Origin of the sequence: Streptosporangium sp. NPDC023963, assembly GCF_040639135.1 — a bacterium.
Classification (GTDB): domain Bacteria; phylum Actinomycetota; class Actinomycetes; order Streptosporangiales; family Streptosporangiaceae; genus Streptosporangium.
Genome location: NZ_JBEZZK010000005.1, coordinates 432,454 through 458,588 on the forward strand (window position 1 = coordinate 432,454; position 26,135 = coordinate 458,588).

The following is a 26,135-nucleotide window of genomic DNA, read 5'->3' on the forward strand; positions in this document are numbered from 1 at the left end:
TTCGCTAGTCTCGCGCGTTATGGGGTACGAGTTGCGCGTGGAGCGCCCTGCGCCTCTCGCCTTCGCGGAACTCGCGACTGTGCTGGGGCAGGCGGGGTTCGAGTTCAGGGGCTCGCAGGAGTCTGGGGAGATCCTGGCCCGCCACAACGGCGCGGTCCATGCCATCGCGGTATGGGACGGCCGCCTTTCCGGCACTCCCGGGTCCGACTGGCAGGTGGCCCAGCTGGCGCGCGTGTCCGCCCTGCTGGGAGCGCGGCTGGTGGGCGAGGACGGCGAGTCCTACGCGATCCGCGGCGGCCTGGTCGAGCAGCTGAACGGCTCGGCGGCCTACGAGTTCGGCAAGCTCGACGAGATCCTCTCCGCCGGACCGACCGTATGGAGCCAGTAGGCCATCCCACCCCGTACGCCGAGCGGGTGCTCGACCTGGTCGAGCGCATCCCGGCCGGAATGGTGATGTCCTACGGCGACGTCGCCGAGTATCTCGGCGAGGGGGGCCCGCGCCAGGTCGGCAGGGTGATGTCCACCTGGGGCGGGGGCGTGCCCTGGTGGCGTGTCGTGCACGCCGACGGCACCCCGCCGCCCGGCCACGAGCAGCGGTGCCTGGCGAGCTGGCGCGAGGAGCGGACCCCGCTCAGGGGCGCCCGCGCCGACATGCGGGCGGCCAGGTGGGACGGGAAGTCGTAGATCGTGCGGCGGCCGGGCGGGACGGGAGGCCGCTGGATCGTGCGGTGGTCAGGTGGGACGGGAGGCCGTGGATCGTGCGGCGGCCGGACGGGACGGGAACCCGCCGGGTCGCGCGGCGGGAGGGCGGGGGAAACCCGCTAGATCACAAATGCCTGTAAATCCTGCAAGCCCGTAAATCACGGCGTAACCGGCCCTGCCGCGGCGCACTACCATGGCCTAGGACAGCGCTCTGTCCGAAAGGCGGTGCTTTCCCCATGGCCACCGGTGCCACTCCCGCACGAGCCAGCGGCGACCCCGTCGCTGATCGTCTGCGGGCTGTCCAGGATCTCTGCGACCGGGGAGAACCCCTCGACTCGATCATGGCCGCTGTGCTGGCGGACGGGCTGAAACCGGACGAGCGCCGACGCTTCGACGCCGACGCCCTGGCCGGCCCCCTGGGGTCCCGGCTGGAGATCGCGGCCAAGCGGGGCGCCGCCAGGCGCCGCGAGTTCGTCACGCTCCTGAAGCCGTACGTGACCGGTGTCGACGCGAAGGTCAAGCGCGACCTGCCGGTCGCCCGCAGGATCGCCTTCCACCTGATCGAGCATCGGGGGATCGACGACCTCGCCGACGGCGACGCGCTGCAGAAGCTCGTGACCGCCGCCGCGGAGCCGTCCAAGCGGGTCCGCAAGAGCCTCCGCTGGTACGCGGACCTGCCGCTCCAGGACGAGCTGCCCGAGTCCCTGTACCGGCTGCGGGCGGCCGACCTCATCCCGGTGACCCAGATCGAGGACATCTCCTGGTCGGGCGGGCGGCTGCACATCAGCGGCCACGCCTACCTGGCCGGGCTGTCCGTGCGAAGCCGCCGCTTCAACCGGGCGAGCGTGGTGCTGCGCGGCCCGCGCTGGCTGCCGCCGGTACGGCTCCGCACCCGCAGGGTCTTCCACCCCGAGGCGACCCACGGCGCGGAGGAGGCGGGCTGCAACTACGACTGGTCCGGCTTCACCGCCGAGATGAGCCCGTGGCCGCTGCGCTGGCGTTCGGCCGTACGGGCCGTGGTGCGCGGGGGCAAGCGGCTGCTGCGCCGCCGGGCGACCGTGCAGGACACCACCACCTGGCGTACCGAGATCGTGATCTGGAGCCGGGGCGCCCGCGCCGGCGGTCTCCTTCGCGGCCCCTCCACCGGCCGCACCGAGCGCCCGGCGGGGCTGGACCTCGGCAAGGGCTGGTGGATCCGTCCCGTCTGGACCTCCGACCGCGCCCTGCAGATCGTGCTGCAGCCCACCCGGGCCGAGCTGGCCGGCGTGCGGCTGGAGGGCGAGCGCCTGGAGGTCGAGGTCTTCCTGCCGGGCAAGGGCGTGACCAGGGGACAGGCCCGCCTGGACGGCCACCGGATCGCCGCCGACTTCACCCCCGTCGAGGGCGGCACCACCGTCGTCGTGCCGCTCGCGACGGCGTCCCTGCTGCAGGAGCGCGACGGCGGCCGGCTCTGGATCGAGCCCAAGGGCGACCCCGCGGCCTCCGTCATGATCGGGAAAGCTCGGGAGAGCCGTACGGTCGTCGGAGACCGTGAGATCACCGTGCTGCGCGACCGGCGCGACCGGGTGAGCGTCTCCGCCCACCGGATCCGCCCGGTCATCGACGCGGCGACCTGGGACGAGCGGGGCGTGCTCACCCTGGAGGGCTCCTACCCGGGCTCCGGCGAGGCCGCGCTGACCCTCAAGCACCGCAGCGGGCTGATCCAGGCCGTCCCCCTGGAGCGCGAGGACTCCCGCTTCACGGTCCGGCTCGCGCCCGCCGCGATGCCACGCTTCGGGGACACGGCCCCGCTGAGCAGCGGTACCTGGAGCATGGCGGTCCGCGACGCGGCCGGTCAGATCGTCCCGTTCCGCGTCGACCACGCCATCCTCGACGGGCTGGACGAGGACACGAAGATCCTCGACGGCCGCGAATACCGCCTGATCTCCACCCGTTTCGACATCCCGGTGCTGTCCGTCGCCGAGCACCTTCCCGACGACGAGAAGGGCGCCGGCGGCCTGTACGCCCTGCGCCGGCACTTCTACCCCGCCGAGCGGACCCGCGAGCTGAACGACGCGACCGTCTACGCCGCCTACGACGGGCGGCAGTACGAGGGCAGCGTCCGCGCGGTCTACGAGGAGCGCGTGCGGCGCGGTGACGCCGGCGAGCACATCTGGGTGGTCAAGGACGGCGCGTTCGTGCCTCCCGGCCCGCAGGAGCTCGGCTTCGGCACGGGCGCGGGCCCGACCGTGGTGCGCGCGGGCAGCCGCGAGCACTACGCGGCGCTGGCCCGCTCGCGCTACGTGGTGACCAACGGCTTCCTGCCGCCGTGGTTCCGCTCCCGCGAGGACCAGGTCGTCGTGCAGACCTGGCACGGCACCCCGGTCAAGCGCCTGGGCAACGACCTGCCGCACATGTCCCGCGACCCCAGGCCGCCGGCCTGGCACCGGCAGGCCGTCGAGGTGCGCGGCTGGGACCTGCTGGTCTCCCAGAGCCCCTGGGCGACCCGCGTCCTTCGCAAGGCGTTCGGCTACCAGGGCGAGGTCCTGGAGAGCGGCTACCCGCGCAACGACGTGCTCGTCGCCCCCGACCGCGACGAACTGGCCGCGGCGGTGCGCGCGCGGCTCGGCATCGCCGAGGGCGCCAAGGTGGTCCTCTACGCGCCGACCTACCGCGACTACGACCGCAAGAACGCCTCGATCCGCCTGGACCTGGCCGAGGCGCACCGGGTGCTCGGTCCCGGCCACGAGTTCCTGATCCGGGGTCACTCGATGCAGGCGGCACCGAACGTGCGTGCCGGCCTCGGGCGCGACGTCACGACATATCCGGATATCACGGATCTGCTGTTGATCGCGGACGTGCTGATCACGGACTACTCGTCGGTCATGTTCGACTTCGCGGCGACCGGCAGGCCGATGCTCTTCTTCACCTACGACCTGCCGCGCTACTCGTCCAAGCGGGGCGTCTACCTCGACCTGGCCGCCGAGGCCCCCGGCCCGCTGCTGTCCACCGGGGCGGAGGTCATCAAGGCCCTGCGGTCGATCGACGAGGTGGTCGCCGCCCACGCCGAGAAGTACGACCTCTTCCAGCGCACCTACGCGCCCCGGGACGACGGCAAGGCGACGGCGAGGCTCGTCGACCACGTCTTCCCGACCTGATCGCCGCGCGCCGGTCCGGGTGATCCGACCGACCCTCCGGGAGCCGTTTCCCTGAAACGGCTCCCGGACCCGTTTTCCGGCTTTTTGTCCGAGGGTGGAGGCTTCCGCCCAGGTCCGCGCGGTGCTCGGGCCGGCGGATCTTCCGGAAACCGCCCGCCGCCCGCCGTGTTCGGTGGAGAATCCGCCATGCCGTACCCACCGACTCGGCACGATCATCGTCCGGGATCTGGTGGAATGGCGAGTTGTGAGTGGTCAGGACTGGCGGCTGATACGTCGTGAGGGCGCGGGGAGGGCTGTTGCCCCTGTGCTCGACGAGCACCAGCGGGCGGTGGTGGCCCATGAGAGCGGCCCGCTCCTCGTGCTCGCGGGGCCCGGCACCGGCAAGACCACCACGATCGTCGAGACCGTCGTCGACAGGATCGAGCGCCGGGGCGTCGACCCCGAGCGGGTGCTCGTCCTCACCTTCAGCCGCAAGGCCGCCGAGGAGCTGCGCGAGCGCATCACCGCCCGGATGCGCCGCACCACCCGCACCCCCCTCGCCCTCACCTTCCACAGCTACGCCTACGCGCTGCTGCGCCGCGAGGCCGTGCTCGCCGGAGGGCTGCCGCCGCGGCTGCTGACCGGTCCCGAGCAGCTGCTGGAGATCCGCCGCCTGCTCCACGGCGAGCTGGAGGACGGCGCCGCGCACTGGCCCGACGACATGCACGAGGCGCTCAAGACGCGCGGTTTCGCCTCCGAGCTCCGCGACTTCCTGGCCCGCGCCGCCGAGCGCGGCCTCGACGGGCCCGAGCTGAGAGAGCTGGGCCGCCGCCACGGCCGTCCGGACTGGACGGCCGCGGGGGCGTTCGCCGACCGCTACCAGGCCAGGTTCGACCTCGACCTCGAACCGGTCCTCGACTACGCGGAGCTGATCCGCGCGGCGGGGGCCCTGCTGTCCGACCCCGAGGTACGGGCCCGCGAGCGGTCGGCGTACGACGCCGTCTTCGTCGACGAGTACCAGGACACCGACCCCGCGCAGGAGTTCCTGCTGCAGCAGCTGGCCGGGGAGGGCCGCGACCTGGTCGCGGTCGGCGACCCCGACCAGTCGATCTACGGTTTCCGCGGCGCCGACGTCCGCGGGATCATGAACTTCCCCGACCGCTTCCGCGACGCCGGCGGCGCGAAGGCCCCCGTCGTCGCGCTGCGCGTCTGCCGCCGCAGCGGCCGGGACCTGCTGCGGGCCACCCGCCGGGTCACCGCCCGCCTGCCCGCCACCCCGGGCGGCGCCGCCCACCGGGACCTGCGCGCCCTGCCGGACGCCGAGCCCGGCGACGTACGGGTGCTGGTGGCCGACGGCGCCACCCAGGAGGCGGCGATCGTGGCCGACACGCTCCGCAGGGCGCACCTGCTGGACGGCGTCCCCTGGTCGCGGATGGCCGTGCTGGTGCGGTCGGCGACGCGCCAGGTGCCGCTGCTGCGCCGCGCCCTGGTCACCGCCGGGGTGCCGGTCGTGGTCGGCGGCGGCGAGGTGCCGCTGTTCCAGGAGCCGGGCGTACGGCCGCTGATCAGGCTCATCCAGGTGGCGCTGCACCCGGAGACCCTGGACGAGGGGGTGGCGGAGGAGCTGCTGACCGGGGCGCTCGGCGGCACCGACATGATCGGGGTGCGCCGCCTGCGCCGCGCCCTGCGGATCGCCGAGCACGAGGCGCTGGCCGACCCCGGCGAGCACGAGGCGCCGGACGGCCCCGGCGAGCACGACCCGGCCGGCCTGGACGGCCTGGACGACGTGGCCGAGATGGTGGAACGTGTCGCCGAGCGCGAGAGTCCCGGCCCGCGTTCCTCGGGCGAGCTGATGGTCGCGGCGCTGAAGGACGCGCGGGAGCTGGTGAGGGTGGAGCCGCACGTGGCGCTGCCCGCCGAGCGGCTCGCCGGTCTCATCTCCGCCGCCACCGAGGCCGTACGGCAGGGCGGCACCGCCGAGGACGTGCTGTGGGCCGTCTGGCAGGCCACCGGCCTGGCCAGGAAGTGGACCGACGTCAGCCTCAGGGGCGGCGTCAGGGGCACCATGGCCGACCGCGACCTCGACGCGGTCGTGGCGCTGTTCGACCACACGGCCAGGTTCGTCGACCGGCTCCCGCACGCCGGGGTGGACGTGTTCGTCGAGGACCTGGTCGCCCAGGAGATCCCCGGCGACTCCCTCGCCGACCGGGCCCCCGACGGGGACACGGTCCGCATCCTCACCGCGCACCGCTCCAAGGGCCTGGAGTGGGACGTGGTGGTCGTCGCGGGGGTCCAGGAGGGCGCCTGGCCGGACCTGCGGCTGCGCGGGTCCATCCTGAGCACCGACGACATGGTCGCCAGGGCCGAGGGCTCCGAGCACGAGAACCCGGCGGCCGTCTCCGCGGCCCTGGCCTCCCAGCTGCTGGCCGAGGAGCGCCGCCTGTTCTACGTGGCCGCCACCAGGGCCAGGAAGAGGCTCATCGTCACCGCCGTGGGCGGCGACGACACCGAGGAGCGGCCCTCCCGTTTCCTCACCGAGCTGGTCCCCGGCTCGGCCGAGGACGCCGCGGGCGTCGACGAGCGGTCCCGCTGGCTCAGCATGCCCGCGCTCGTCGCCGACCTGCGCTCGGCGGTCGCCGACTCCACCAGGCCCGAGCCGCTGCGCAGGTCCGCGGCCGAGCACCTGGCCAGGCTCGCCGCCTCCGGGGTGCCCGGCGCCCACCCCAACGAGTGGTACGCCCTCACCCCCATCTCCGACGACCGCCCGCTCAGCTGGCCCGACGACATCGTGCGCGTCTCGCCCTCGGCGGTGGAGAGCTTCAGCAAGTGCGGCCTGCGCTGGCTGCTGGAGACCTCCGTGGGCGCGGGCGGCACCGACGTGGCCCGCGGCCTGGGCACGGTCGTGCACGCGCTCGCCGTCCTCGCCGCGACGGGCATGCCCACCGAGGAGACCCTCGGAAAGCGACTGGACGACGTCTGGCACGAGCTCGACTTCGGCGGCGTCTGGTACAACCGCAAGCAGCGCAGGGTCGCCGAGGAGATGATCTCCAAGTTCGTCCGCTGGCACGAGGAGAACCCCCGGGAGCTGGTCGGCCTGGAGGAGGCGTTCACGGCCATGGTCTCCGAGGGTGTGCAGATCAAGGGCCGGGTCGACCGGGTCGAGCGCGACGGCGACGGCCGGGCCGTGATCATCGACATCAAGACCGGCAAGAACGGCCCCAAGGACGCCGATCTCGAACGCCACCCCCAGCTCGGCGTCTACCAGCTCGCCGCGCTGCTGGGCGCCTTCCAGCGGCACGGCATGACCGAGCCGGGCGGCGCGGCCCTGGTCCAGGTGGGCGACGCGGCGGGCAAGAAGGCCGCCAAGGAGCAGATCCAGCCTCCCCTGGCGGACGACCCCGACCCCGGCTGGGCCCGCGACATGGTCGACACCGTCGCCGTCGGCATGTCGGGACCGTTCTTCCAGGCCAAGGTGAACGACGGCTGCCGCACCTGCGCCGTGCGGTCGAGCTGCCCGGTCAGCAAGAACGGAGATCAGGTGTGCTGAGCCCGGTCCAGCTGGCCGCCAAGCTGGGCATCCTGCCGCCGACCCCCGAACAGGCCGCCGTGATCGAGGCCGGTCTCGAACCGATGGTGGTGATGGCCGGAGCCGGGTCGGGCAAGAGCGAGACCATGGCCGGGCGCGTCGTCTGGCTGGTCGCCAACGGCCTGGTCCGCCCCGAGCAGGTGCTCGGCCTGACCTTCACCAGGAAGGCCGCCGGAGAGCTGGCCGCGCGCGTGCGCGAGCGGCTCAACGGCCTGGTCGAGACCAAGCAGGTGCCCGCCGACCTGATGGAGGGCGAGCCGACCATCTCGACGTACCACGCCTACGCGGCCCGCCTGGTCACCGACCACGCCCTGCGCGAGGCGCTGGAGCCGACCATGCGCCTGGTCTCCCCGGCCGTCTCCTGGCAGCTCGCCGGCCGGGTGGTCAGCGCGTACGACGGGCCGATGGAACAGGTCGAGTGGAGCCCGGCGACCGTCACCCGGGCGGTGCTGGAGCTGGCCGGGGAGCTGGCCGAGCACCTGCGCACCCCGCAGGACGTGCGCGACGTCGGCGCCTGGCTCGCCCAGCGGTACGCCGAGCTGCCCGGCACGCCGATCAAGGACCAGCGCAGGCCGCTGGCCGTCCAGCGGGCCAGGGAGCAGCTGCTGCCGCTGGTCGAGGCGTACGACCGGCTCAAGCGGAGCAGGGAGGTCGTCGACCACGGCGACCAGATGGCGCTCGCCGCCCGGATCGCCGCCAAGCACGCCGACGTCGGCGAGATCGAGCGCGGGCGGTTCGCCGTGGTCCTCCTGGACGAGTACCAGGACACCAGCCACGCCCAGCTCGTCCTGCTGCGCGCCCTGTTCGGCGGCGGCCACCCGGTGACGGCCGTGGGCGACCCCTGCCAGTCCATCTACGGCTGGCGCGGCGCCTCCGCGGGCAACCTGACCCGCTTCCCCCGCGACTTCAGGACCGCCTCCGGAGAGCTCGCCCCGATCAACCGCCTGTCGGTCAGCTTCCGCAACGGCGACGCCGTGCTGGACGTCGCCGCCCGGCTCCAGCTGCCGCTGCGGATGGAGGCCAGGGAGGTGCCGGTCCTGGTGCCCGGCGGCAACCGGGTCGACCGCGGCCGGGTGGTGTGCGCCTTCCACGAGACCGCCGACGACGAGGCGGAGTGGGTCGCCTCGGGGATCGCCAGGGTGCTGGGCGCGGAGAGCGCGCCCGACGGCATGCCCTGGGGCGAGGGCGAGCGCAAGAGGGCCAAGCAGAGCGCCTGGGGCGGCCCGCAGTGTCTCCAGCCGCACGACGTGGCGATCCTGGCGCGCAAGCGCTCGCAGTTCCCCGCGCTGCGCAGGGCGCTGGAGGCGCGCGGCATCCCGGTCGAGATCGTCGGCCTGGGCGGCCTGCTCACCGTGCCCGAGGTGGCCGACATCGTCTCCACGCTGCGGGTGATCTACGATCCGAGCGCCGGGGACGCGCTGGTGCGGCTGCTGTCCGGCCCCCGCTGGCGGATCGGCCCGGCCGACCTCAAGGAGCTGGGCGAGCGGGCCCGCGAGCTGAACCGGGAGACCCGCGAGGGCTCCTCGCCGGTGGCCGACCCGCTGGACCAGGTCGTGGCGGACATGGCCGAGGAGCGTGGCAGCCTGGTCGACGCCCTCGACGAGCTGCCCGACCGCCCCGCCTGGCAGGACCTGTTCTCCCCCCTGGCCGCGGTGCGGCTGACGGCGATGGCCCAGGAGTTGCGCGTCCTGCGCGCCCACACCGGCCAGCCGCTGCCCGACCTGATCCTGGAGATCGAGCGCACGCTCGGCCTGGACATCGAGGTGGCGGCCAGGGGGACGGCCGTCGGCCCGTTCGCCGCCCGCGCCGACCTCGACGCCTTCCTGGACGCCGCCGCCCGGTTCGCCGGTGACTCCGAGGACCCGACGCTGGGCGCGTTCCTGGCGTTCCTGAAGGCGGCCGACGAGGAGGAGAACGGGCTGGACGCCGGGCGGGTGGGCGAGAGCAACAGCGTGAAGCTGATGACCGTGCACGCCTCCAAGGGACTGGAGTGGCCGGTCGTCGTGGTGCCCGGCCTGTCCCAGGCGCTGTCCAAGGCCGGGACGCTCACCGTCGGCACCATGTTCCCGGCCCGCGCCACGACCAGCCCGAAATGGACGGAGAACCCCCGCAAGCTGCCCTACCCGCTGCGCGGCGACGCCTCGGACCTGCCGGAGCTGGCCGGGCTCGCCAAGGAGGAGCTGGCCGCCTTCGACGAGCGCTGCCGCGACCGCGACCTGCTGGAGGAGCGCCGCCTGGCGTACGTCGCCGTCACCCGCGCCCACTACCTCCTGATCGCCTCCGGCTACCGCTGGGGGACGGCGGCCAAGCCGCTGGAGCCGTCCGACTTCCTGGTGGAGATCCGCGAGACCTGCGGCCGGGTGGCCTTCTGGGCCCCGGAGGTGGAGGAGGGGGCGACCAACCCGCTCCTCGCCGAGCCCGCCGAGTCCGTCTGGCCGATCGCCCCGGAGGACGTCCGCTACGCGGCGGTCCTCGACGGCGCCACCATGGTCGAGGCGGCCCTCGCCGCCCTGGCGGGGGGCACGGCTCCCGGGGCCGGTTCCGTGCCCGGGAGCAGGCCCGCGTCCGCGTACGAGGACGTTCCCTTCCCCGAGGGTCCGGGGGGCGGGGGGGCTTTTTCCGAGGACGCGGACGTGCCCTTCCCGGACGACGAGAGTGTGCCCTTCCCCGGCGACCCGTGGGACGAGTCCTTCCCGGCGGATCCGGAGGACGAGGACGTGCCGTTCGCGGCGGCTCCGCAGGACGCTTTCCCCGGGGCGTCCGAGGCCGTGGCCCCCACCCGGGGGAGCCAACCGGCCGGGGCAGGCCCGGGAGTGCTGTCCGAGGCCGGGGCGGGGCCGGAAACGGTGTCCGAGCCGGTGTCCGGAGGGGCCGGGGCGGTGTCCGAGGGCGAGGCCGAGCCGGGGGCGGCGGGCGCGACATCCGAGGCCGAGTCCGGGTCCGAAGCCGAGTCCGGCCCCGGGTCCGAAGCCGAGTCCGGCCCCGGGTCCGAGGCCGAGTCCGAGCCATGGGCCGGGTTCGAGGCCGAGGTCGGGGAGCCGCCGGAGCGTCGGCCGGTGCCGACGGCCGACCTGCGCGGGTGGGACAGGGAGCGGGCGAAGGCGTGGGAGCGCGACATCGAGCTCCTGCTCAGGGAGCGGGAGCTGAACCGGCGGCGCGGTGGCGGCCGGGTGGAGCTGCCCACCCACCTGACCGTGTCCTCCCTCGTCACCCTGGCCTCCGACGCCAAAGCGCTGGCCCGGCAGATCCGCCGCCCGGTGCCCAAGAAGCCCGCCCCGCTGGCTCGCCGGGGCACCTCCTTCCACCGCTGGCTGGAGGGGCGCTGGGGCCAGCAGCGGTTGATGGACGAGTTCGAGCTGCCCGGCGCGTCCGACGACTTCGAGGAGACCGACGCCCACCTCGACGAGCTGCGCGCCCGCTTCGAGGAGAGCGAGTGGGCGGGCAGGGAGCCGTTCGACGTCGAGGTCCCGTTCGAAACCATGATCGCCGACCGGGTGGTACGCGGCCGGATGGACGCGGTCTTCCAGATCTCCGACGACCGCTACGAGGTCGTCGACTGGAAGACCGGCCGCCGCCCCAACGGGAAGAAGGCCGAGGCCGCCGCCTCCGTCCAGCTCGCCGCCTACCGGCTGGCCTGGTCCCACCTGGCCGGGGTCCCCCTGGACCGGGTGAGCGCCGCCTTCCACTACGTCCTGCTCAACGAGACGGTCCGCCCCGTCAACCTCCTCGACGAGCGCGGCCTCGTCACCCTTGTCGAATCGGTGCCGGCCCTACGCTGATCCGGTGCCGTAACCCGTCCGGTGAACCGGCTCCCCGCCCGGAGGGCATGGCCCGCGACTTCGCGAAAAGGAAAAGCCCCAGGCCGCTTGCATCAGAGGCGGCACTGGGGCGTTCGTAATAACGATACCATCACCGAGTGCCACACGTCGATGACAACGTCGCTGCCGTCTGGAATATGCTCTCCGAGCCACGAATGGCTCCTTATCTGGAATTGGCGGGCCAGAACAAGCGGGATGCGCTCGCACTGTACGAGTGGAGCACCCGAACGGCCGCGACCGCGTTCGAAATCGTCGGTCACCTCGAAGTTCTTTTCCGTAATGCCCTAGACAAAAACCTCCGGGCGCACTTTCGGGAAGAGTCATGCGGAATTCCTTGGTTCCTGCTGCCCACTCCCGGTGGGGAACATGTCGCCGAGGCGGTCACAATCGTGCGCGAACGGTTGCGGCCGCAAAGAAAGGAATCGCGCCATCAGATCGTCGCCAACCTCAGCTTTGGCTTCTGGGCGGGCCTTGTTGGGCCAAAATACGAGGAACTATGGCGCGAATCGCTGTACAAGGCGTTCCCCAACTCGTCCGGCCGGCGCAAGCAGGTTTCCACCGCAGTCGAAAGAGTGCGAAAGTTCAGGAACCGTTTGGCGCATCACGACTCAATGATCAACGTTGATGTCCCCTTCGAAGTTCGCCAAATTCTCGAACTCGCAGGCTACATCAATGCGGATGTGGCGACATGGCTGGAGCGGCGAAACGAAGTGATGGCCGCCTATGCGCAACGTCCCGTCGAAGTCCAGGACACAGTGGTCGTCGCGGCCAAAGACGCCTGGCCGTTGTACGAACAGTGCCGTGCATATGTGTGTCAGGCAGGGCGTACATTCAGGCCGATTGACCGTATCGCATTCTATGCGGACCGTGAGATCAAGTGGGACGTTCCCAAAGTGCTTCACCGCCGGGATAACGTGGAATGGACGGCCGACGAGGCCTCCCGCCTCCGGACGGCTGATGATCGGAATGATCGGAAAATTGCCGAAGTCATCGATCAGAGCCGGAAGCTAGGTTGGGCCGACGGTCGATATCAGGTGTTCCTGCTCACTCGTCATGGTGATCCGACCCATCGTCGGCTGCCGATGTCGCTGCCGCACGTGGAAACCGGTCGAGGCTCGGCATTCACGCAAAGGCAGCGATATATTTCCCTCCACTCGCTGGAGATGGCGACAACCACCACGGACCTGTGCGGTACCTAAGTCGCCACTACGCCGCTCGGATTCGCCGAGTGCGCGCTGTGAAATCGCGCTCATCGGGCAATGCGCAGGATTCCCGCGCCTGAGGCCGCCCAGCCTGACCCCCACCACGGATTACTGCCGCAAACGCCGTCCGGCAACCTGGCGTACGGGGAGGAAGAGCGGGAGATGTCGATGGGTGAGGAGAAGGTGGCCCGTCCGCGGGGGCCCCGTACCGGCCGCATCGGGTCGTCGAGGCACTCCTGAAGAGCGGCACGGCCGTGTGCGGGACGCCCGGGGCGTGATGACCGCACCCGAGCCGGAGCTTGTCCACTCCCGGACGGAGGTCTACTCTCTGACTTGTTGACCAGATTTCATAATTGGTCATGAAGTCAGAGGGATCAGAGCGAGAGGTGCCGGAGTGGCGGAGCGAGCAGGGCAGGCCGACGGGCGCGCCGACCGGATCCTTGACGCGGCCGCCGAACTGCTCGTGCGCCTCGGCTACCGGAAGGTGACGATCGAGGACATCGCCCAGCTCGCGGGCATCGGAAAGGGCACGGTCTACCTGCACTGGCGCACCAAGCAGCAGCTGTTCGAGGCCGTGCTGCTGCGCGAGTCCATCTCGTACGTCGAGGAGTTGCTCGACGGGCTGCGCCGGGATCCGGCGATGCTGCTGCCGCACCGTTTCGTGTCGGAGTCCTTCCTCATGGTCGGTGACAGGCCGGTGCTGCGGGCGCTGTCCGAGGGATACCTCCAGCAGGGGCGGTACAGGTACGCCGACGCCTTTCTGCACAGCCAGGAACTGCTCGCCTCCGAGCGGTTCTACGGCCTGATGATCCGGCACGGCCTGTTCCGCGACGACGTCCCGAACCTGTCGTACACACTGAGCGCGATGATGTTGGGGTTCCACCTGCACGACGCCGCGAACCTGATCGGCGTCGAGGTGGACACGCGGGCCAGGGCCGAGTCGATCTCGTTCATGGTCAGGCACGCCTTCGAGCCGCCCGAGCCGCCGGGGCCCGAGGAACTGGCCAAGGCCGCCGCCGAGGTCATCGCCGTCTTCGAGGCCCTGATCCCGCCGTACCGCACCTGGATCTACGCGCACGACCGCACGCACGAGCCCGGCTGACCCCGGACCCGTCCCGACGAGAAAGGCGGACCATGACCACCATCGCCGACACATGGGGCCTGCACGAGGGGCACTTCTGGCTGCGCGGACGGCACCCGGACCAGCCGGTGAGCTTCGACGCCGCCACCGGCATGTGGAACGTCTACGGCTACCCCGAGACGCTGCGGATCCTCGGCGATCCGAAGACGTTCTCCTCCGACACCGGCCGGGTGGTTCCCGACGTCGAGCCGGCCGGCGAGGGCATCCTGACGCAGATGGACCCGCCCATGCACGGCAAGCTGCGCAAGCTCGTCAGCCACGCCTTCACGCCGAAGGTCGTCGCGGACCTCGAGCCGCGGATCGCCGCGCTGACCCGCGACCTGCTCGACGAGGTGGCCGACCCGGACCGCCTGGAGCTGGTGACCGACCTCGCCTACCCGCTGCCGGTCATCGTCATCGCGGAACTCCTGGGGGTGCCCGGCAGTGACCGCCACCTGTTCAAGCAGTGGGTGGACAAGATGTTCGAGAACACCCAGCAGTTCTCCCTCGTCAACCGGAGCGAGGAGCAGGAGCGCAGCGTCGAGGTCGCGATGGAGCAGTTCAAGCACCTCGCCGACTACATCGGCGAGCACGCCGACGAGCGCAGACGCCGGCCGCGCGCCGACCTGCTCACCAAACTCGTCGAGGCCGAGGTCGACGGCGAGCGTCTCACCCGGACCGAGGTGGTGAACTTCGCGAACATCCTGCTCGTGGCCGGGCACATCACCACCACCATGCTGCTGGGCAACACGGTGCTGTGCCTGGACGCCCATCCCGAGCAGCTCGCCAGGACCCGCGAGGACCGGTCGGCGATCCCCGCCGCCATCGAGGAGTCCCTGCGCTTCTTCAGCCCGTTCGCGGCCGTCGGCCGGGTCACCAACACCGATGTCGAGCTCGGCGGGCAGCACATCCCCGCCGACCGGTTCCTCATGGTGTGGATCGCGGCGGCCAACCGCGACCCGAGGCAGTTCGCCGACCCCGACGTCTTCGACTCCGCCCGCGACCCCAACCCCCACCTCGGTTTCGGCAGGGGCATCCACTTCTGCATCGGCGCGCCGCTGGCACGCCTGGAGGGCAGGGTCGCGCTCGACATCCTGCTCGACCGCTTTCCTCGCCTGCGCACCGATCCGGACGAGCCGCCGCGGTTCATCCCGAGCCCGGGCATGACCGGGGTGCGCGAGCTGCCGCTGCTCACCTCCGGTTCCTGAACGAGGCCGTTCCACCGGGCACGCCCGGGCGGCACCGCCCGCCCGGGCGTCACCTCGGTGGCGGCAGCTCCCCCGAACCGCGGACGACGAGCTCGACCGGCACCGTCACCTGCTGTCTCGGGCGCGCGGGATCCCGCAGCCGGGCGAGCAGGAGCTCCACCGCCGCGCTGCCGAGGCGGCCGACGTCGTAGCGGATCACGGTGATCCCCGGGTTGAGGACCCCCGCCATCTCGAAGTCGTCGAAGCCGACGAAGGCCGGGCGGGGACCCGGATGGTCGCGCAGGGCCTGTACGAGGCCGAGCGCGGCGCGGTTGTTGGTCGCGAAGAACGCGGTCGGCGGATCGGGCAGCGCGAGCAGCCGCCGCACCTCCTGCTCGACCCGCCAGGGGTCGAACACGCCGGTCACGCACAGTGCCGGGTCCACGGCGACCCCGGCCGCGCGCAGCGCCGCGCGGTGTCCCTCTGCCCGGGCGTGCACCGAGCTCAACGGGTCGTTGTCCGAGATCAGGGCGATCCGCCGGTGGCCGTACGCGAGCAGGTGCTCGGTGGCGATCCGGCCGCCCGCGCCGGCGTCGAGGAGCACGGCGTCCACCTCAGCCATCCCCTCGGGCACGCGGTCGACGAAGACCGCGGTGAGCCCGCTCGCGACGTACTCCGCCAGCCAGGCGTGGTCACCGGCGGTCGGGACGATGACCATGGCGTCCACGCCCCGGCCGTACATCGTCTCGATGATCATGACCTCGCGGTCGGCCCGCTCCTCGTAGCTGCCGAACACCACCAGGGCCTCGTGCGCCGAGGCGGCCGACTCCACGGCCTTGGCGAGCCGCGAGTAGAACTCGTTGGAGATGTTCTCGATCACCAGGCCCAGGGTGAGGACCGAGCCGCCCCTGGCCAGCCGGCTGGCGGCCTCGTTGCGCCGGAACCCCAGCGTCGTGATCGCGTCCTGGACGCGTCGCACCACGTCCTGCCGTACGTGGGGCTCCTGGTTCACCACCCGGGAGACCGTCTTGAGGCTGACCCCCGCGTGGCGCGCGACGTCGGCCATCGTGGTCCTGCGAGGGCTCATCCCCATCCTTTTCCCGGACTGGTCGAACTGATCTTCCGGAACATGTTGTACCTTGCGCAGTCATGTACGAACACATCGACGACAACTGGATCTGCAGCCGGTACGGCGAGGACGAACCCTGGATGCTCGGCGCGGTCAACCCGCCGGTCTTCGAGAGCTCCCTGTTCACCTTTCCCACGGCGGGGGCGCTGTCGGGGAGCCTCGCGGCCGAGGACGAGAACTACGTCTACTCGCGCGGCACCAATCCCACGGTGGACCTGCTCCAGCGCAAGCTCGCCGCGCTGGAGCGGGCGGAGCGGGCCAAGTGTTTCGGCTCCGGCATGGGCGCCATCGCCGCGACGATCTCCTCGCTGGTCTCCGCCGGCGACCACGTGATCGTGCTCGGCGCGGTCTACGGTCCGACCACCCAGTTCCTCCGCTACCTGGAGAAGTTCGGGGTGTCGCATACGACGGTGCACACCGATAATCCTGCCGCTCTTGATAGCGCTGTCAAGCCGAACAGCCGGATGCTCTACCTGGAGTCGCCCTCGTACATGCGCTACGGGGTCATCGACATCCGCGCCTTCGCCGAGTGGGCGCGCGGCCGCGGCCTGACCACCGTGATGGACAACACCTGGGCGACGCCGATCTTCCAGAAGCCCCTCACGATGGGGGTCGACCTGGTCGTGCACTCGCTGTCGAAGTACATCGGCGGCCACAGCGACCTCGTCGGCGGCGTCGTGGCGGGCCCCGCGCGCCTGGTCAGGCCGCTGGCGCTGACCGAGTACCAGCTGTACGGCGCCGCGCTGTCCGCCCACGAGGCGAGCAAGGCGATCAAGGGGCTGCGGACCCTGCCGATCCGCATGGCGGCACACCAGGAACGCGGGCTGCGGGTGGCGGAGTTCCTGGTCAAGCACCCCGCGGTCCGGGCGGTCAACCACCCGGGACTGCCTGGCCATCCGGGGCACGAGCTCGCGAGCGCCCAGATGACGGGCTTCTCCAGCGTCTTCAGCGTCGAGCTGGACACCGAGGACGTCGCCGAGGTCGGCCGGTTCGTGGACGCGCTGCGGCACTTCCGCATCGGCGTGTCGTGGGGCGGCTACGAGAGCCTGGTCAACGCGCCGGCGCTCACCACGCTGGACTCCGTGCGCGCGACCATGGAGATCCCGGTGGGACTGGTCCGTCTCTCGGTGGGCCTGGAGGACCCCGCCACGCTGATCGCCGATCTCGCGAACGCCCTGGAGAAGTCTTGACGGACCACTGAGGGCTCCGTAGCATCCCCGTCATCCAGAGTTGTGACAGCGCTGTCAAAAGCACTGCCCTCCGTTGAGCCAACCCCGTTGGGGAGACCATGAGAACACCCCCCAGGTTCGCCGCCCTGATGGTCGGCGTGCTGACCATGACACTGGCCGCCTGCGGCGCCGACGACGCCGCGGGCACGGTCAGGCTGCGCATGATCGAGAGCCTGACCAGCCCGGACCGCACCAAGCTGCTGCGGAGCCTGATCACCGACTTCGAGCGGCAGAACCCGGGGGTCAAGGTCGAGCTGATCTCGCCGCCCCTGGAGAGCGCCGACCAGAAGATCACTCAAGTGCTGCAGACCAAGAAGGGCGTGGACGTCCTGGAGGTCCGCGACCACACCGCCAAGTCGTTCTCCAACAACGGCTGGCTGGCCGAGCTCCCGACGCAGGGCTGGTCCGGCTGGGGCGAGCTGACCGAGCTCGCCCAGAAGAAGGCCGTCGAGGTGGGCGGCAAGCCGTACCTCATCCCCTACGGCTTCTACGAGAAGGTGCTCTTCTACCGCTCGGACTGGCTGCGCGAGGCCGGCGTCGCGCAGCCGCCCGCCACCTGGCAGGAGCTGCACGACACCGCCAAGCGGCTCACCGACAAGGGCAAGCGCCGCTACGGATACTCCTTCCGCGGCGGCAAGGGCGGCTTCGACTACGCCGTCCTGATCGTCAGCGCCTTCAACGGCGACAAGGTGGACCCGGAGAAGTCCTTCTTCCTGAAGGACGGGAAGACGATCTGGTCCACGCCGGAGGCCGCGCAGGCCATGGACCTGTTCGTCCGGCTGTTCAAGGAGGCGTCCCCCGCCGACTCCGTCTCGTGGAGCTTCCCGGAGATGGTGCAGGGCTTCACCTCCAACGTCACCGGCATGCTCATCCAGGACCCCGAAGTGATCAAGACGATCCAGGAGAGCGGCGTGCCCGAGGACGGGTGGAGCGCCGCGCCGATCCCGAAGGGTCCCGGCGGGTACGCGCTGCAGCCCGTCGGGTACGCCGGCTGGGGTGTGACGTCCTTCAGCACGTACAGGAACGAGGCGACCAAGCTCGTCCAGTTCCTCAGCGAGAGCGCGCAGAGCATCAAGTTCGCCAAGGGCAACTCGCTCATCCCGATCGCCAAGGCCGCCGAGCAGGACCCCGAGTTCTCCCAGGGAGCGTGGAAGGCGTACCTGGACGCCCAGCAGGACGCCCAGCAGGTGATCACGATCCGGCCGGTCGACTACCCGGGCTGGAGCGAGTGGCAGCAGGCCGCCGACAAGGACATCCAGTCCCTGCTGACCGGCGGCAAGACGGCCGCGGACGTCCTGGGCGCCTGGGACGCGTTCTGGACGGACCAGGCGAAGAAGAAGACCTCGTGACGGTGGCGGAAAGAACCGGGCCGGGCGCCGGCAGCACCGGCAGTGCGGCCCGGCCCGTCTTCGACGCCAGGCGGGCCCGCTTCATCGCGCTCTGCCTGCTGCCCGGGGTCGTGTTCGTCGCGGTGTTCACGTACTACCCGATGATCCGGGGCGGCGTGCTCGCGTTCCAGCGCTACAACCTGTTCGACCTGACCTCCACGCCGTTCGCCGGGCTGGAGAACTTCCGGGCCGTCCTCGGCGACGACCAGTTCTGGACCGCACTGGCCAACACCGGCATCTGGGTGGCCGTGTCCGTGGTGTTCCAGCTCGTGCTCGGCTTCGGGCTCGCCCTGCTGCTGCGCAGGCACTTCCGGGGTCGCGGGCTCTACCAGGCGTGGGTCTTCTTCCCCTGGGCCATGTCGGGCTTCCTCATCGGCCTGCTGTGGCGCTGGATGTTCAACGGCGAGTTCGGCGTCGTCAACGACCTGCTGATCAAGACCGGCCTGGCCGACGAGCCGATCCCCTTCCTCTCCTCGCCCGGCTGGGCGATGGCCTCGATCATCATCGCCAACGTCTGGTACGGCGTGACGTTCTTCGCGATCATGATCATCGCGGCGCTCCAGTCGGTGCCCCGCGAGCTGTACGAGGCGGCGGACGTCGACGGGGCCTCCCGCTTCCGGCAGTTCCGCCACGTGACGCTGCCGGCGATCCGGACCACGCTGGTGCTCATCGTCCTGCTGCGGGTCATCTGGATCCTCAACTTCCCCGACCTCATCTACTCGATGACCGGCGGCGGCCCCGCGGGAAGCACGCACATCGCCACGACCTACCTCATCGAGCAGGTGCAGAACGGCGACTACGGCAAGGCCGGCGCGGTGGGGATCTTCGTTCTCGGGCTCCTGCTCTCGTTCAGCATCTTCTATCTCAACGCCACCCGGTTCGAGAAGGCGAGGGACTGACCCGTGAACCGCCCGGCCCCGCTGCCCGCCCGGATCGCGAAGGCCGTGGTCCTCGGCGTCTGGCTGCTGATCACCGTCTTCCCGCTCTACTGGATCGTCGTCACCTCGCTGAAGCCCACCTCGGAGATCTTCGCGGTGCCGCTGCGCTATCTCCCCGGCGACGCCACGCTGGACCACTACCGTGAGCTCTTCTCCTTCGCCTCGTTCGGCACGTATCTCGGCAACAGCCTGATCGTCTCGCTGGTCTCGGCCGCGGTGGTCACCGCGACCGGCGTGCTGGGCGGCTACGTGCTGGCGCGCTTCCACTTCCCGGGGCGCGGGGCGCTCATGCTCGCCTACCTGGTCACCCAGATGATCCCGCTGTTCATCGCGCTGGGCCCGCTGTACCTGATGATGTCCGGGTTCGACCTACTCAACCGGCTGAGCGGGCTGATGCTCGTCTACGTCGCGATGCTCGTCCCGTTCTCGACGATCATCATGCGCGGCTTCTACGAACGGGTCCCCGCCGCGCTCGAGGAGGCGGCCATGGTCGACGGCTGCTCGCGGCTGACGGCGATGGTGCGGGTGGTGGTGCCCGTCATGCTGCCCGGGATCGCCGCCACCTTCATCTTCGGCTTCGTGCAGTGCTGGAACGAGCTCTTCCTGGCGATCGCCTTCATCGACAGCGAGGAGACCAAGACCATCCCGGTCGCGATGAACTCGTTCATCACGCAGTACGACATCGACTGGGGCCCGATGGCGGCCGCGACGGTGGTCTCGGTCATCCCGACGCTCGTGCTGTTCTCCTTCGCGCGCCGCTACATCGTGGAGGGGCTGACCTCGGGCGCGGTCAAGGGCTGACACCACCCGTGCCGTCCTCCCGGCACGTCACACGCCGGGAGGACGTGACGGTCAGAGCTTGCGGCCCACCCCGACGTAGCCGATCGAGGTGTTCCGGTCGGTGAACAGGGGCGGGTCGACGGGACGCCAGTCCTGGGGGAACACCAGGCCGGGCTCGGCCAGCTCGTAGCCGTCGAAGAAGCGGGCGATCTCGTCGTGCGTGCGCAGGCTCAGCGCCTCGGTGGCCCGCTTGTAGACCTCCAGTGCCTCCGGCGTGCTGTCGGCGCTGGGGTCGATCGCGTGACTGAGAACGAGGTGGCTGCCCGGCGCGCTCGCTTTGCGCAGCCGCTCGATGATCTCGTACGCGCCCGCGCCGTCGGGGTTCTCGTCCGGGACGAAGTGCAGGATGGCGAGCAGCAGGAACGCCACGGGCCGGTCGAAGTCGACGTGCTCGCGAAGCTTGGCCAGCAGCGTCTCCGGGTCACGCACGTCGGCCTGCACGACGGTGACGTTGTCGCCCTTGCCCAGGATCGCCCGGCTGTGCGTGCACACGACGGGGTCGTAGTCCACGTAGACCACGCTGGTGTCGGGCGCGCTCTCGTGCGCGATCTCGTGCGTGTTGCCCCGCGTGGGCAACCCGGAGCCCAGGTCCACGATCTGCCGGACACCCGATTCGACCAGATGGCGTACGGCGCGTGCGAGGAACGCCCGGTTCTCCCGCGCGGAGTCGCGGGTGTCGGGGAAGAGCTTCAGGATCTGCTCGGCCGCGGCCCGGTCGGCGGCGAAGTTGTCCTTGCCGTCCAGGTAGTAGTCGTACATCCGGGCGACGTTGGGCACGCTCGGGTCGACCCCGGCCGGCGAAGCCTGATCATCCACGGTTTCTCCAGACTTTCCAGCGTTTGTCTGGGTTTGATCTTAGAGAGTCTTTCGCGTTTTGGTAGCGAGATGGGGCGATCACTACCTTGACCCCCCGGTTATCCGGACAGAGGGGGTCGGGGGATGTGCAGTATCGGTGCAGACGCAAGCGCAACACGCCAGCTCCAGTGATTGACTACTATATGCACCCAAACAAACACTTAGCGTAAGAAGACTCCTCGGTGGCATGTTCCGTCCGTACAGACCCACAGCAGGAGGAATGAGGATGAATGTCCTAAATACGTCGGAAGATGGGCATCAGCGCGCCGACATGGAAACCTCGGATCGACGGGCCTTCTTGTCCAAGACGCTCGGCGTGACAGCTGGTCTCGTCGGAGCCGCAGTGGCCGGGGCGTATGCCGCTCCAGCTTCCGCCCAGGGGTCCAAGCTACGGGCGGTGCAGGAAAAGTGGCGGTTCTGCGCGAACTGCTACGGCATGTTCTTCTGGGGCTACCCGGACCACGGCCGCTGCCCGGTCGGCGGCTCCCACAGCGCCGCCGGATACAACTTCGTCCTCCCGGTTTACCGGAGATAACGTCCAGAAGAGGATCCTCAAAGCCCCGGGAGCGATGCCGTGCAGGTGTGCGAGGAGAGGTCTCGCCGGACGACCCTTATGATCACCGGGTGGTTTCACCGAGGGTCGCGACGGTCGTCTGGATGCTCGCCCTGACGGCCGGCTGCGGAGGCGGCGGCGCGGTCACGGCGGAAACGCCCGCCGAGGCGGTGACCCAGCGGATGAAGGGCTCGGCCGGTGTGAAGGTCGCCAGGCTCGTCCGCCTGGACTACGGCGAGAAAGCGTTCACCCCTCCGGCGGAGGACGACTTCGTCGTGCCGGTCGACATCGGCGAATACAGCGAGAGCCGTACCGCTGGAGTCCTCGGCGCGACCGCCTCCGACCTGACCACGACCTACTACCGGACCAACGTCCCCGATGAGCTGAAAAGCGTTGTCCCGACCGACCTGTCCTTCATGATGACCAGGACGATCACGATCGCGGGCTCCGGCACCTACGAACACCGGGCTGACCGGCAGGACGTTCCCGCGGGCAGGTCCTGGCTTCACAGCCGCGACTCCGAGTGCGAGCGGTTGTCGCGCGCCATCGGCTCACTCGGCGTACGCGACCTCGTCTCACCTGAGGTGCTGCGAAAACTGGCGGCCCCGGTTCCCTCGTCGGGGGAGGCCATCGACGGAGTCGCCACCGTCGTGCACGCCGGGAGTGGCTCGCTGGGGGAGTTCGGCGACGCGACTTTGCATGACGACCCCGTGGTTGTCGCCCGGTTGCGCGAATGGCACGACTTGCCACGGGTCTCCTGGCGGTTGTGGGTCGGACCGGACCGGCTTCCCCGTCGGGTGCACCTCACCTCGACCTATCCCACGGCTGAGAACGACCAGCCCAAGAGCACCGTGATCGAGGTCGATTTCACCGGCTGGGGCAGTGACGTGCTCGTCGACCCCCCACCGCCGGACCAGGTGCACGAGACCGGGACCTGTCTGGCCCCGGAGCCGGACTGAGCCGTTGGAGGTCCGGCCTCGGCAGCGGCTCGTGGGAGGTTTCCCGCTCCGGGACCGCCGTCGGTTGTGCGGACCCGGCCCCGGCCTCCCGGCTCCACGAGAGGGCCGACCGGCCCCTCTGACAACGAGTCACAAGTGGTACGGGCGATTATCACAGCGGCCATTGATTCGGTGTTGGGCGGAACGTATGTTCCTCTCACCATCCGAGTAAGACTCATGTTTAGGGGACCCTCCTAATGCATGCACGTCTCCGGCGGGTGATCACGGCGGCCTCCGGGTTGTCGCTGGTCCTCGCGCTGGCATCCCCCGTCGTGCCCGCATCCGCCACCGCGTCCGAAACCGTGGCCGAAACCGCGTCTGGAACCGCGTCCGAGGCCACGGCGGCGGCCGTTCTCCCTCCCGACGACTACTGCCTCGGCGAGTGCTCCGACATCCTGCCCCCGGGGCAGAACGGCAACGCCACCCTGGCCGGGATCCTCGCCCACCAGACCCTGGGCACCAAGCCGAGGCACAGCGACGACCAGCTCGGCAGGTACGCGAACCTCCTGTCCGGCTACACCGGCCTGACCAACGACCAGATCGCCGACTTCTTCAACGACGCCTCGTTCGGCGTCCCCGCGGGACAGGTGGAGAGCACCACGAGCCCGCGCTCGGACGTGACGATCGTCCGCGACCGGGCGACCGGGGTCCCGCACATCACCGGGACGACCCGCGAGGGCACGATGTTCGGCGCCGGGTACGCGGGCGCGCAGGACCGCCTGTGGGTGATGGACCTGATGCGGCACGTGGGCCGCGGCGAGCTGACCCCGTTCGCCGGGGGTGCGCCGGGCAACCGGGCGCTGGAGCAGAGCGCGTGGCGCAACTCCCCGTACACCGAGGCGGACCTGCAGGCGCAGATCAACAGGGTCAGGGACTCCGGCCCCCGGGGCGCGCAGCTCTACACCGACGTGCAGAACTACATCGCCGGTGTCAACGCCTACATCGACCGCTGCATGGCGGACCGCAACTGCCCCGGCGAGTACGTCCTGACCGGGCACCTCGACGCGGTCACCAACGCGGGTGGCCCGGTGGACTTCACCATGACCGACCTCGTCGCGATCTCCGGCGTGATCGGCGGCCTGTTCGGCGGCGGCGGCGGGGCGGAGATGCAGTCCGCGCTGGTGCGGGTCGCGGCCCGCGCCAAGTACGGCACGGCGGCCGGCGACCAGGTCTGGTCGGCGTTCCGGGCGCAGAACGACCCGGAGACGACGCTCACCCTGCACAACGGGCAGAGCTTCCCGTTCGGCGGCGCGCCCGCCGGGGCCACCGGCGTCGTCCTGCCCGACCCGTCGACGGCGCCGGTGGACATCACCGCGAACGAGACCGGCTCCGCCACCTCGTCCGCCGCTTCGGCTCAGAAGGGCGTGCTCGACGGGCTGCTCGTCGACAACTCCAAGCCCGGCATGTCCAACGCCGTGGTGGTCTCGGCGGCCAAGTCGTCGACCGGGAACCCCGTCGCGGTGTTCGGCCCGCAGACGGGTTACTTCGCCCCCCAGCTGCTCATGCTGCAGGAGCTCTCCGGACCCGGCATCCGGGCGCGCGGCGCCGCCTTCGCCGGGCTCAACCTCTACGTGCTGCTCGGCCGGGGCACCGACTACGCCTGGAGCGCGACCTCCAGCGGCCAGGACATCACCGACACCTACGCCCTCCAGCTCTGCGCGCCCGGTGGCGGCGCGGTCACCACCGCGTCCGACCACTACCTCTACCGGGGCGTCTGCACGGAGATGGAGACGCTGAGGAAGACCAACTCGTGGAAGCCCACCGTGGCCGACTCCACCGCGCGCGGCTCCTACGACCTCGTCGTCCAGCGCACGAAGTACGGCCTGGTGAGCTGGCGCGGCACCGTCGGCGGGCAGCCCACCGCCTTCACCACGCTGCGGTCGACGTACCACCACGAGGTCGACTCGGCGATCGGCTTCCAGATGTTCAACGACCCGGCCCAGATGGGCGACCCCGCGGCGTTCACGAACTCGGCCTCCACCATCGGCTTCGCGTTCAACTGGTTCTACGTCAACTCCAGGGACTCGGCGTACTTCATGTCGGGCGACACCCCGGTCAGGTCCGCGGTGTCCGACCCGAACCTGCCGATGACGGCCGACGCGGCGCACGAGTGGGCGGGTTACGACCCGGCCGCCAACACCGCGACCTACACCGCCCCCGCCACCCACCCGCAGGCGGTGAACCAGGACTACTTCGTCAGCTGGAACAACAAGCAGGCCAAGGACTACGGCGCCGCCGACGGCAACTTCAGCTTCGGGCCGGTCCACCGGGTCGACCTGCTGGACGCCCCGATCAAGGCGGCCCTGTCGGGAAGCGGCAAGCTCGACCGGGCGGGCACCACGAGGATCGTGGCCGACGCCGCGGTGACCGACCTGCGCGGCAAGAAGGTCCTGCCCGACCTGCTCAGGGTCGTCAACAGCGCGGCGGTGACCGACCCGGCCCTCGCCTCGGCGGTCGCCAAGCTGTCGGCCTGGACGTCGGCGGGCTCCCGCAGGCTGGAGACCTCGCCGGGCAGCAGGGCGTACGCCCACGCCGAGGCGATCCGCGCGTTCGACGCGTGGTGGCCCAAGCTCGTCCGCGCGCAGTTCAGGCCAGGGCTGGGTGACGGCCTCTACCAGTCGGTGGTCAACGCCATCCAGATCAACGAGTCGCCCTCCGGCCACCAGCAGGGCGACCTGTCCACCCTGCCCACCTCCGCGAACGAGGCCCAGGCGCACAAGGGGTCGGCGTTCCAGTACGGCTGGTGGGGCTACGTGAGCAAGGACCTCAGGAGCGTGCTCGGCGACCCGGTCTCCGGGCCGCTGCCCGCCAGGTACTGCGGGGACGGCACGGTGGCCGGCTGCCGTACCGTCCTGCTGGAAAGCCTGGCGGCGGCGCTCGCCGAGCCCGCGACCACGACCTACCCGGCGGACGACGTGTGCTCGGCGGGCGACCAGTGGTGCTCCGACGCCATCGAGCACTCACCGCTCGGCGGGATCACGCACTCGCTGATCTCCTGGCAGAACCGGCCGACCTACCAGCAGGTCGTGTCGTTCCCCGCCCGCCGGGGTGACGCGATCGCCAACGTGGCGGAGGGGAAGAGCGCCAGGGCGTCGAGCACCCAGCTCTTCTACCCGGCGAGCAGGGCCGTCGACGGCGACCCGACCACCCGCTGGTCGAGCTCGTCCAGTGACAACCAGTATCTCCAGGTCGACCTCGGGGCGGCCACGACCGTGGCCAGGGTCCTGCTGCGCTGGGAGGCGGCCTACGGGGCCGCGTACTCGATCCAGACCTCGACCGACGGCTCCACCTGGACCACCGTCCACTCCACCACCACCGGGAACGGGGGCGTGGACAACGTGAGGTTCAGCCCGACCAGCGCCCGCTACGTCCGCATGCAGGGTGTCACGCGCGGCACGTCGCACGGCTACTCCCTCTACGAGCTGGAGGTCTATCCCCGCTGACACGGAGGGTGGGGGAGGGCGGTGACCGTCA

17 protein-coding genes are annotated in these 26,135 nt (G+C 70.7%); 15 read left to right on the plus strand and 2 right to left on the minus strand.

Features of this window, described 5'->3' with window-relative positions:
* Nucleotides 1–19 precede the first annotated feature (19 nt).
* From AB0F88_RS19610 to AB0F88_RS19645, 8 genes are all read left to right on the plus strand, one after another.
* Nucleotides 20–388: a hypothetical protein gene (locus AB0F88_RS19610; RefSeq protein ID WP_362685440.1), complete on the plus strand. Its 369-nt coding sequence runs from the start codon at nt 20–22 to the stop codon at nt 386–388.
* Entirely contained in the window at nt 376–684 is a 309-nt protein-coding gene (locus AB0F88_RS19615; RefSeq protein ID WP_362685443.1) for an MGMT family protein, read from the plus strand. Before AB0F88_RS19610 ends, AB0F88_RS19615 begins: the two co-directional genes overlap by 13 nt.
* A gap of 359 nt (nt 685–1,043) precedes the next feature.
* Nucleotides 1,044–3,839, plus strand: coding sequence for a CDP-glycerol glycerophosphotransferase family protein (locus AB0F88_RS19620; protein ID WP_362685446.1), 2,796 nt, complete (start codon nt 1,044–1,046; stop codon nt 3,837–3,839).
* Nucleotides 3,840–4,143: 304 nt separating this feature from the next.
* Nucleotides 4,144–7,365 (plus strand): ATP-dependent DNA helicase, encoded by a 3,222-nt coding sequence (locus AB0F88_RS19625; protein ID WP_362685449.1) that lies wholly within the window; start codon nt 4,144–4,146, stop codon nt 7,363–7,365.
* Nucleotides 7,359–11,183: a UvrD-helicase domain-containing protein gene (locus AB0F88_RS19630; protein WP_362685452.1), complete on the plus strand. Its 3,825-nt coding sequence runs from the start codon at nt 7,359–7,361 to the stop codon at nt 11,181–11,183. Before AB0F88_RS19625 ends, AB0F88_RS19630 begins: the two co-directional genes overlap by 7 nt.
* Nucleotides 11,184–11,320: 137 nt before the next feature.
* Nucleotides 11,321–12,421, plus strand: a complete 1,101-nt coding sequence (locus tag AB0F88_RS19635) for a hypothetical protein (protein WP_362685455.1) — start codon at nt 11,321–11,323, stop codon at nt 12,419–12,421.
* A gap of 397 nt (nt 12,422–12,818) precedes the next feature.
* Nucleotides 12,819–13,526, plus strand: a complete 708-nt coding sequence (locus AB0F88_RS19640) for a helix-turn-helix domain-containing protein (RefSeq protein ID WP_362685458.1) — start codon at nt 12,819–12,821, stop codon at nt 13,524–13,526.
* Nucleotides 13,527–13,558: 32 nt separating this feature from the next.
* A complete protein-coding gene (locus tag AB0F88_RS19645; protein ID WP_362685461.1) occupies nt 13,559–14,752 on the plus strand; it encodes a cytochrome P450 in 1,194 nt (397 codons plus the stop codon).
* Nucleotides 14,753–14,801: 49 nt separating this feature from the next.
* Here the strand turns inward: AB0F88_RS19645 and AB0F88_RS19650 are convergent, their stop codons facing one another.
* The gene (locus AB0F88_RS19650) at nt 14,802–15,818 is read right to left on the minus strand and encodes a LacI family DNA-binding transcriptional regulator (protein WP_362685464.1); all 1,017 of its coding nucleotides are present in this window, start codon (nt 15,816–15,818) and stop codon (nt 14,802–14,804) included.
* A gap of 62 nt (nt 15,819–15,880) precedes the next feature.
* Between AB0F88_RS19650 and AB0F88_RS19655 the strand changes: the two genes are divergently transcribed.
* From AB0F88_RS19655 to AB0F88_RS19670, 4 genes are all read left to right on the plus strand, one after another.
* Complete coding sequence (locus tag AB0F88_RS19655; RefSeq protein WP_362685467.1) at nt 15,881–17,050, plus strand: aminotransferase class I/II-fold pyridoxal phosphate-dependent enzyme; 1,170 nt, start codon at nt 15,881–15,883, stop codon at nt 17,048–17,050.
* Nucleotides 17,051–17,148: 98 nt separating this feature from the next.
* Nucleotides 17,149–18,438: a sugar ABC transporter substrate-binding protein gene (locus AB0F88_RS19660; RefSeq protein ID WP_362685470.1), complete on the plus strand. Its 1,290-nt coding sequence runs from the start codon at nt 17,149–17,151 to the stop codon at nt 18,436–18,438.
* Nucleotides 18,435–19,376, plus strand: a complete 942-nt coding sequence (locus AB0F88_RS19665) for a sugar ABC transporter permease (RefSeq protein ID WP_362685473.1) — start codon at nt 18,435–18,437, stop codon at nt 19,374–19,376. The genes AB0F88_RS19660 and AB0F88_RS19665 overlap by 4 nt, the downstream gene beginning before the upstream one ends.
* Nucleotides 19,377–19,379: 3 nt before the next feature.
* Entirely contained in the window at nt 19,380–20,216 is an 837-nt protein-coding gene (locus AB0F88_RS19670; RefSeq protein WP_362685476.1) for a carbohydrate ABC transporter permease, read from the plus strand.
* 51 nt (nt 20,217–20,267) lie between these two features.
* Here the strand turns inward: AB0F88_RS19670 and AB0F88_RS19675 are convergent, their stop codons facing one another.
* Nucleotides 20,268–21,071, minus strand: coding sequence for an SAM-dependent methyltransferase (locus tag AB0F88_RS19675; RefSeq protein WP_362685479.1), 804 nt, complete (start codon nt 21,069–21,071; stop codon nt 20,268–20,270).
* 436 nt (nt 21,072–21,507) lie between these two features.
* Between AB0F88_RS19675 and AB0F88_RS19680 the strand changes: the two genes are divergently transcribed.
* The 3 genes from AB0F88_RS19680 (at nt 21,508) to AB0F88_RS19690 (ending at nt 26,104) form a co-directional block, all read left to right on the plus strand.
* The gene (locus AB0F88_RS19680; RefSeq protein ID WP_362685482.1) at nt 21,508–21,645 is read left to right on the plus strand and encodes a hypothetical protein; all 138 of its coding nucleotides are present in this window, start codon (nt 21,508–21,510) and stop codon (nt 21,643–21,645) included.
* A gap of 89 nt (nt 21,646–21,734) precedes the next feature.
* The gene (locus AB0F88_RS19685) at nt 21,735–22,622 is read left to right on the plus strand and encodes a hypothetical protein (RefSeq protein ID WP_362685485.1); all 888 of its coding nucleotides are present in this window, start codon (nt 21,735–21,737) and stop codon (nt 22,620–22,622) included.
* Nucleotides 22,623–22,858: 236 nt separating this feature from the next.
* Nucleotides 22,859–26,104 (plus strand): penicillin acylase family protein, encoded by a 3,246-nt coding sequence (locus tag AB0F88_RS19690; protein ID WP_362685488.1) that lies wholly within the window; start codon nt 22,859–22,861, stop codon nt 26,102–26,104.
* Nucleotides 26,105–26,135 lie beyond the last annotated feature (31 nt).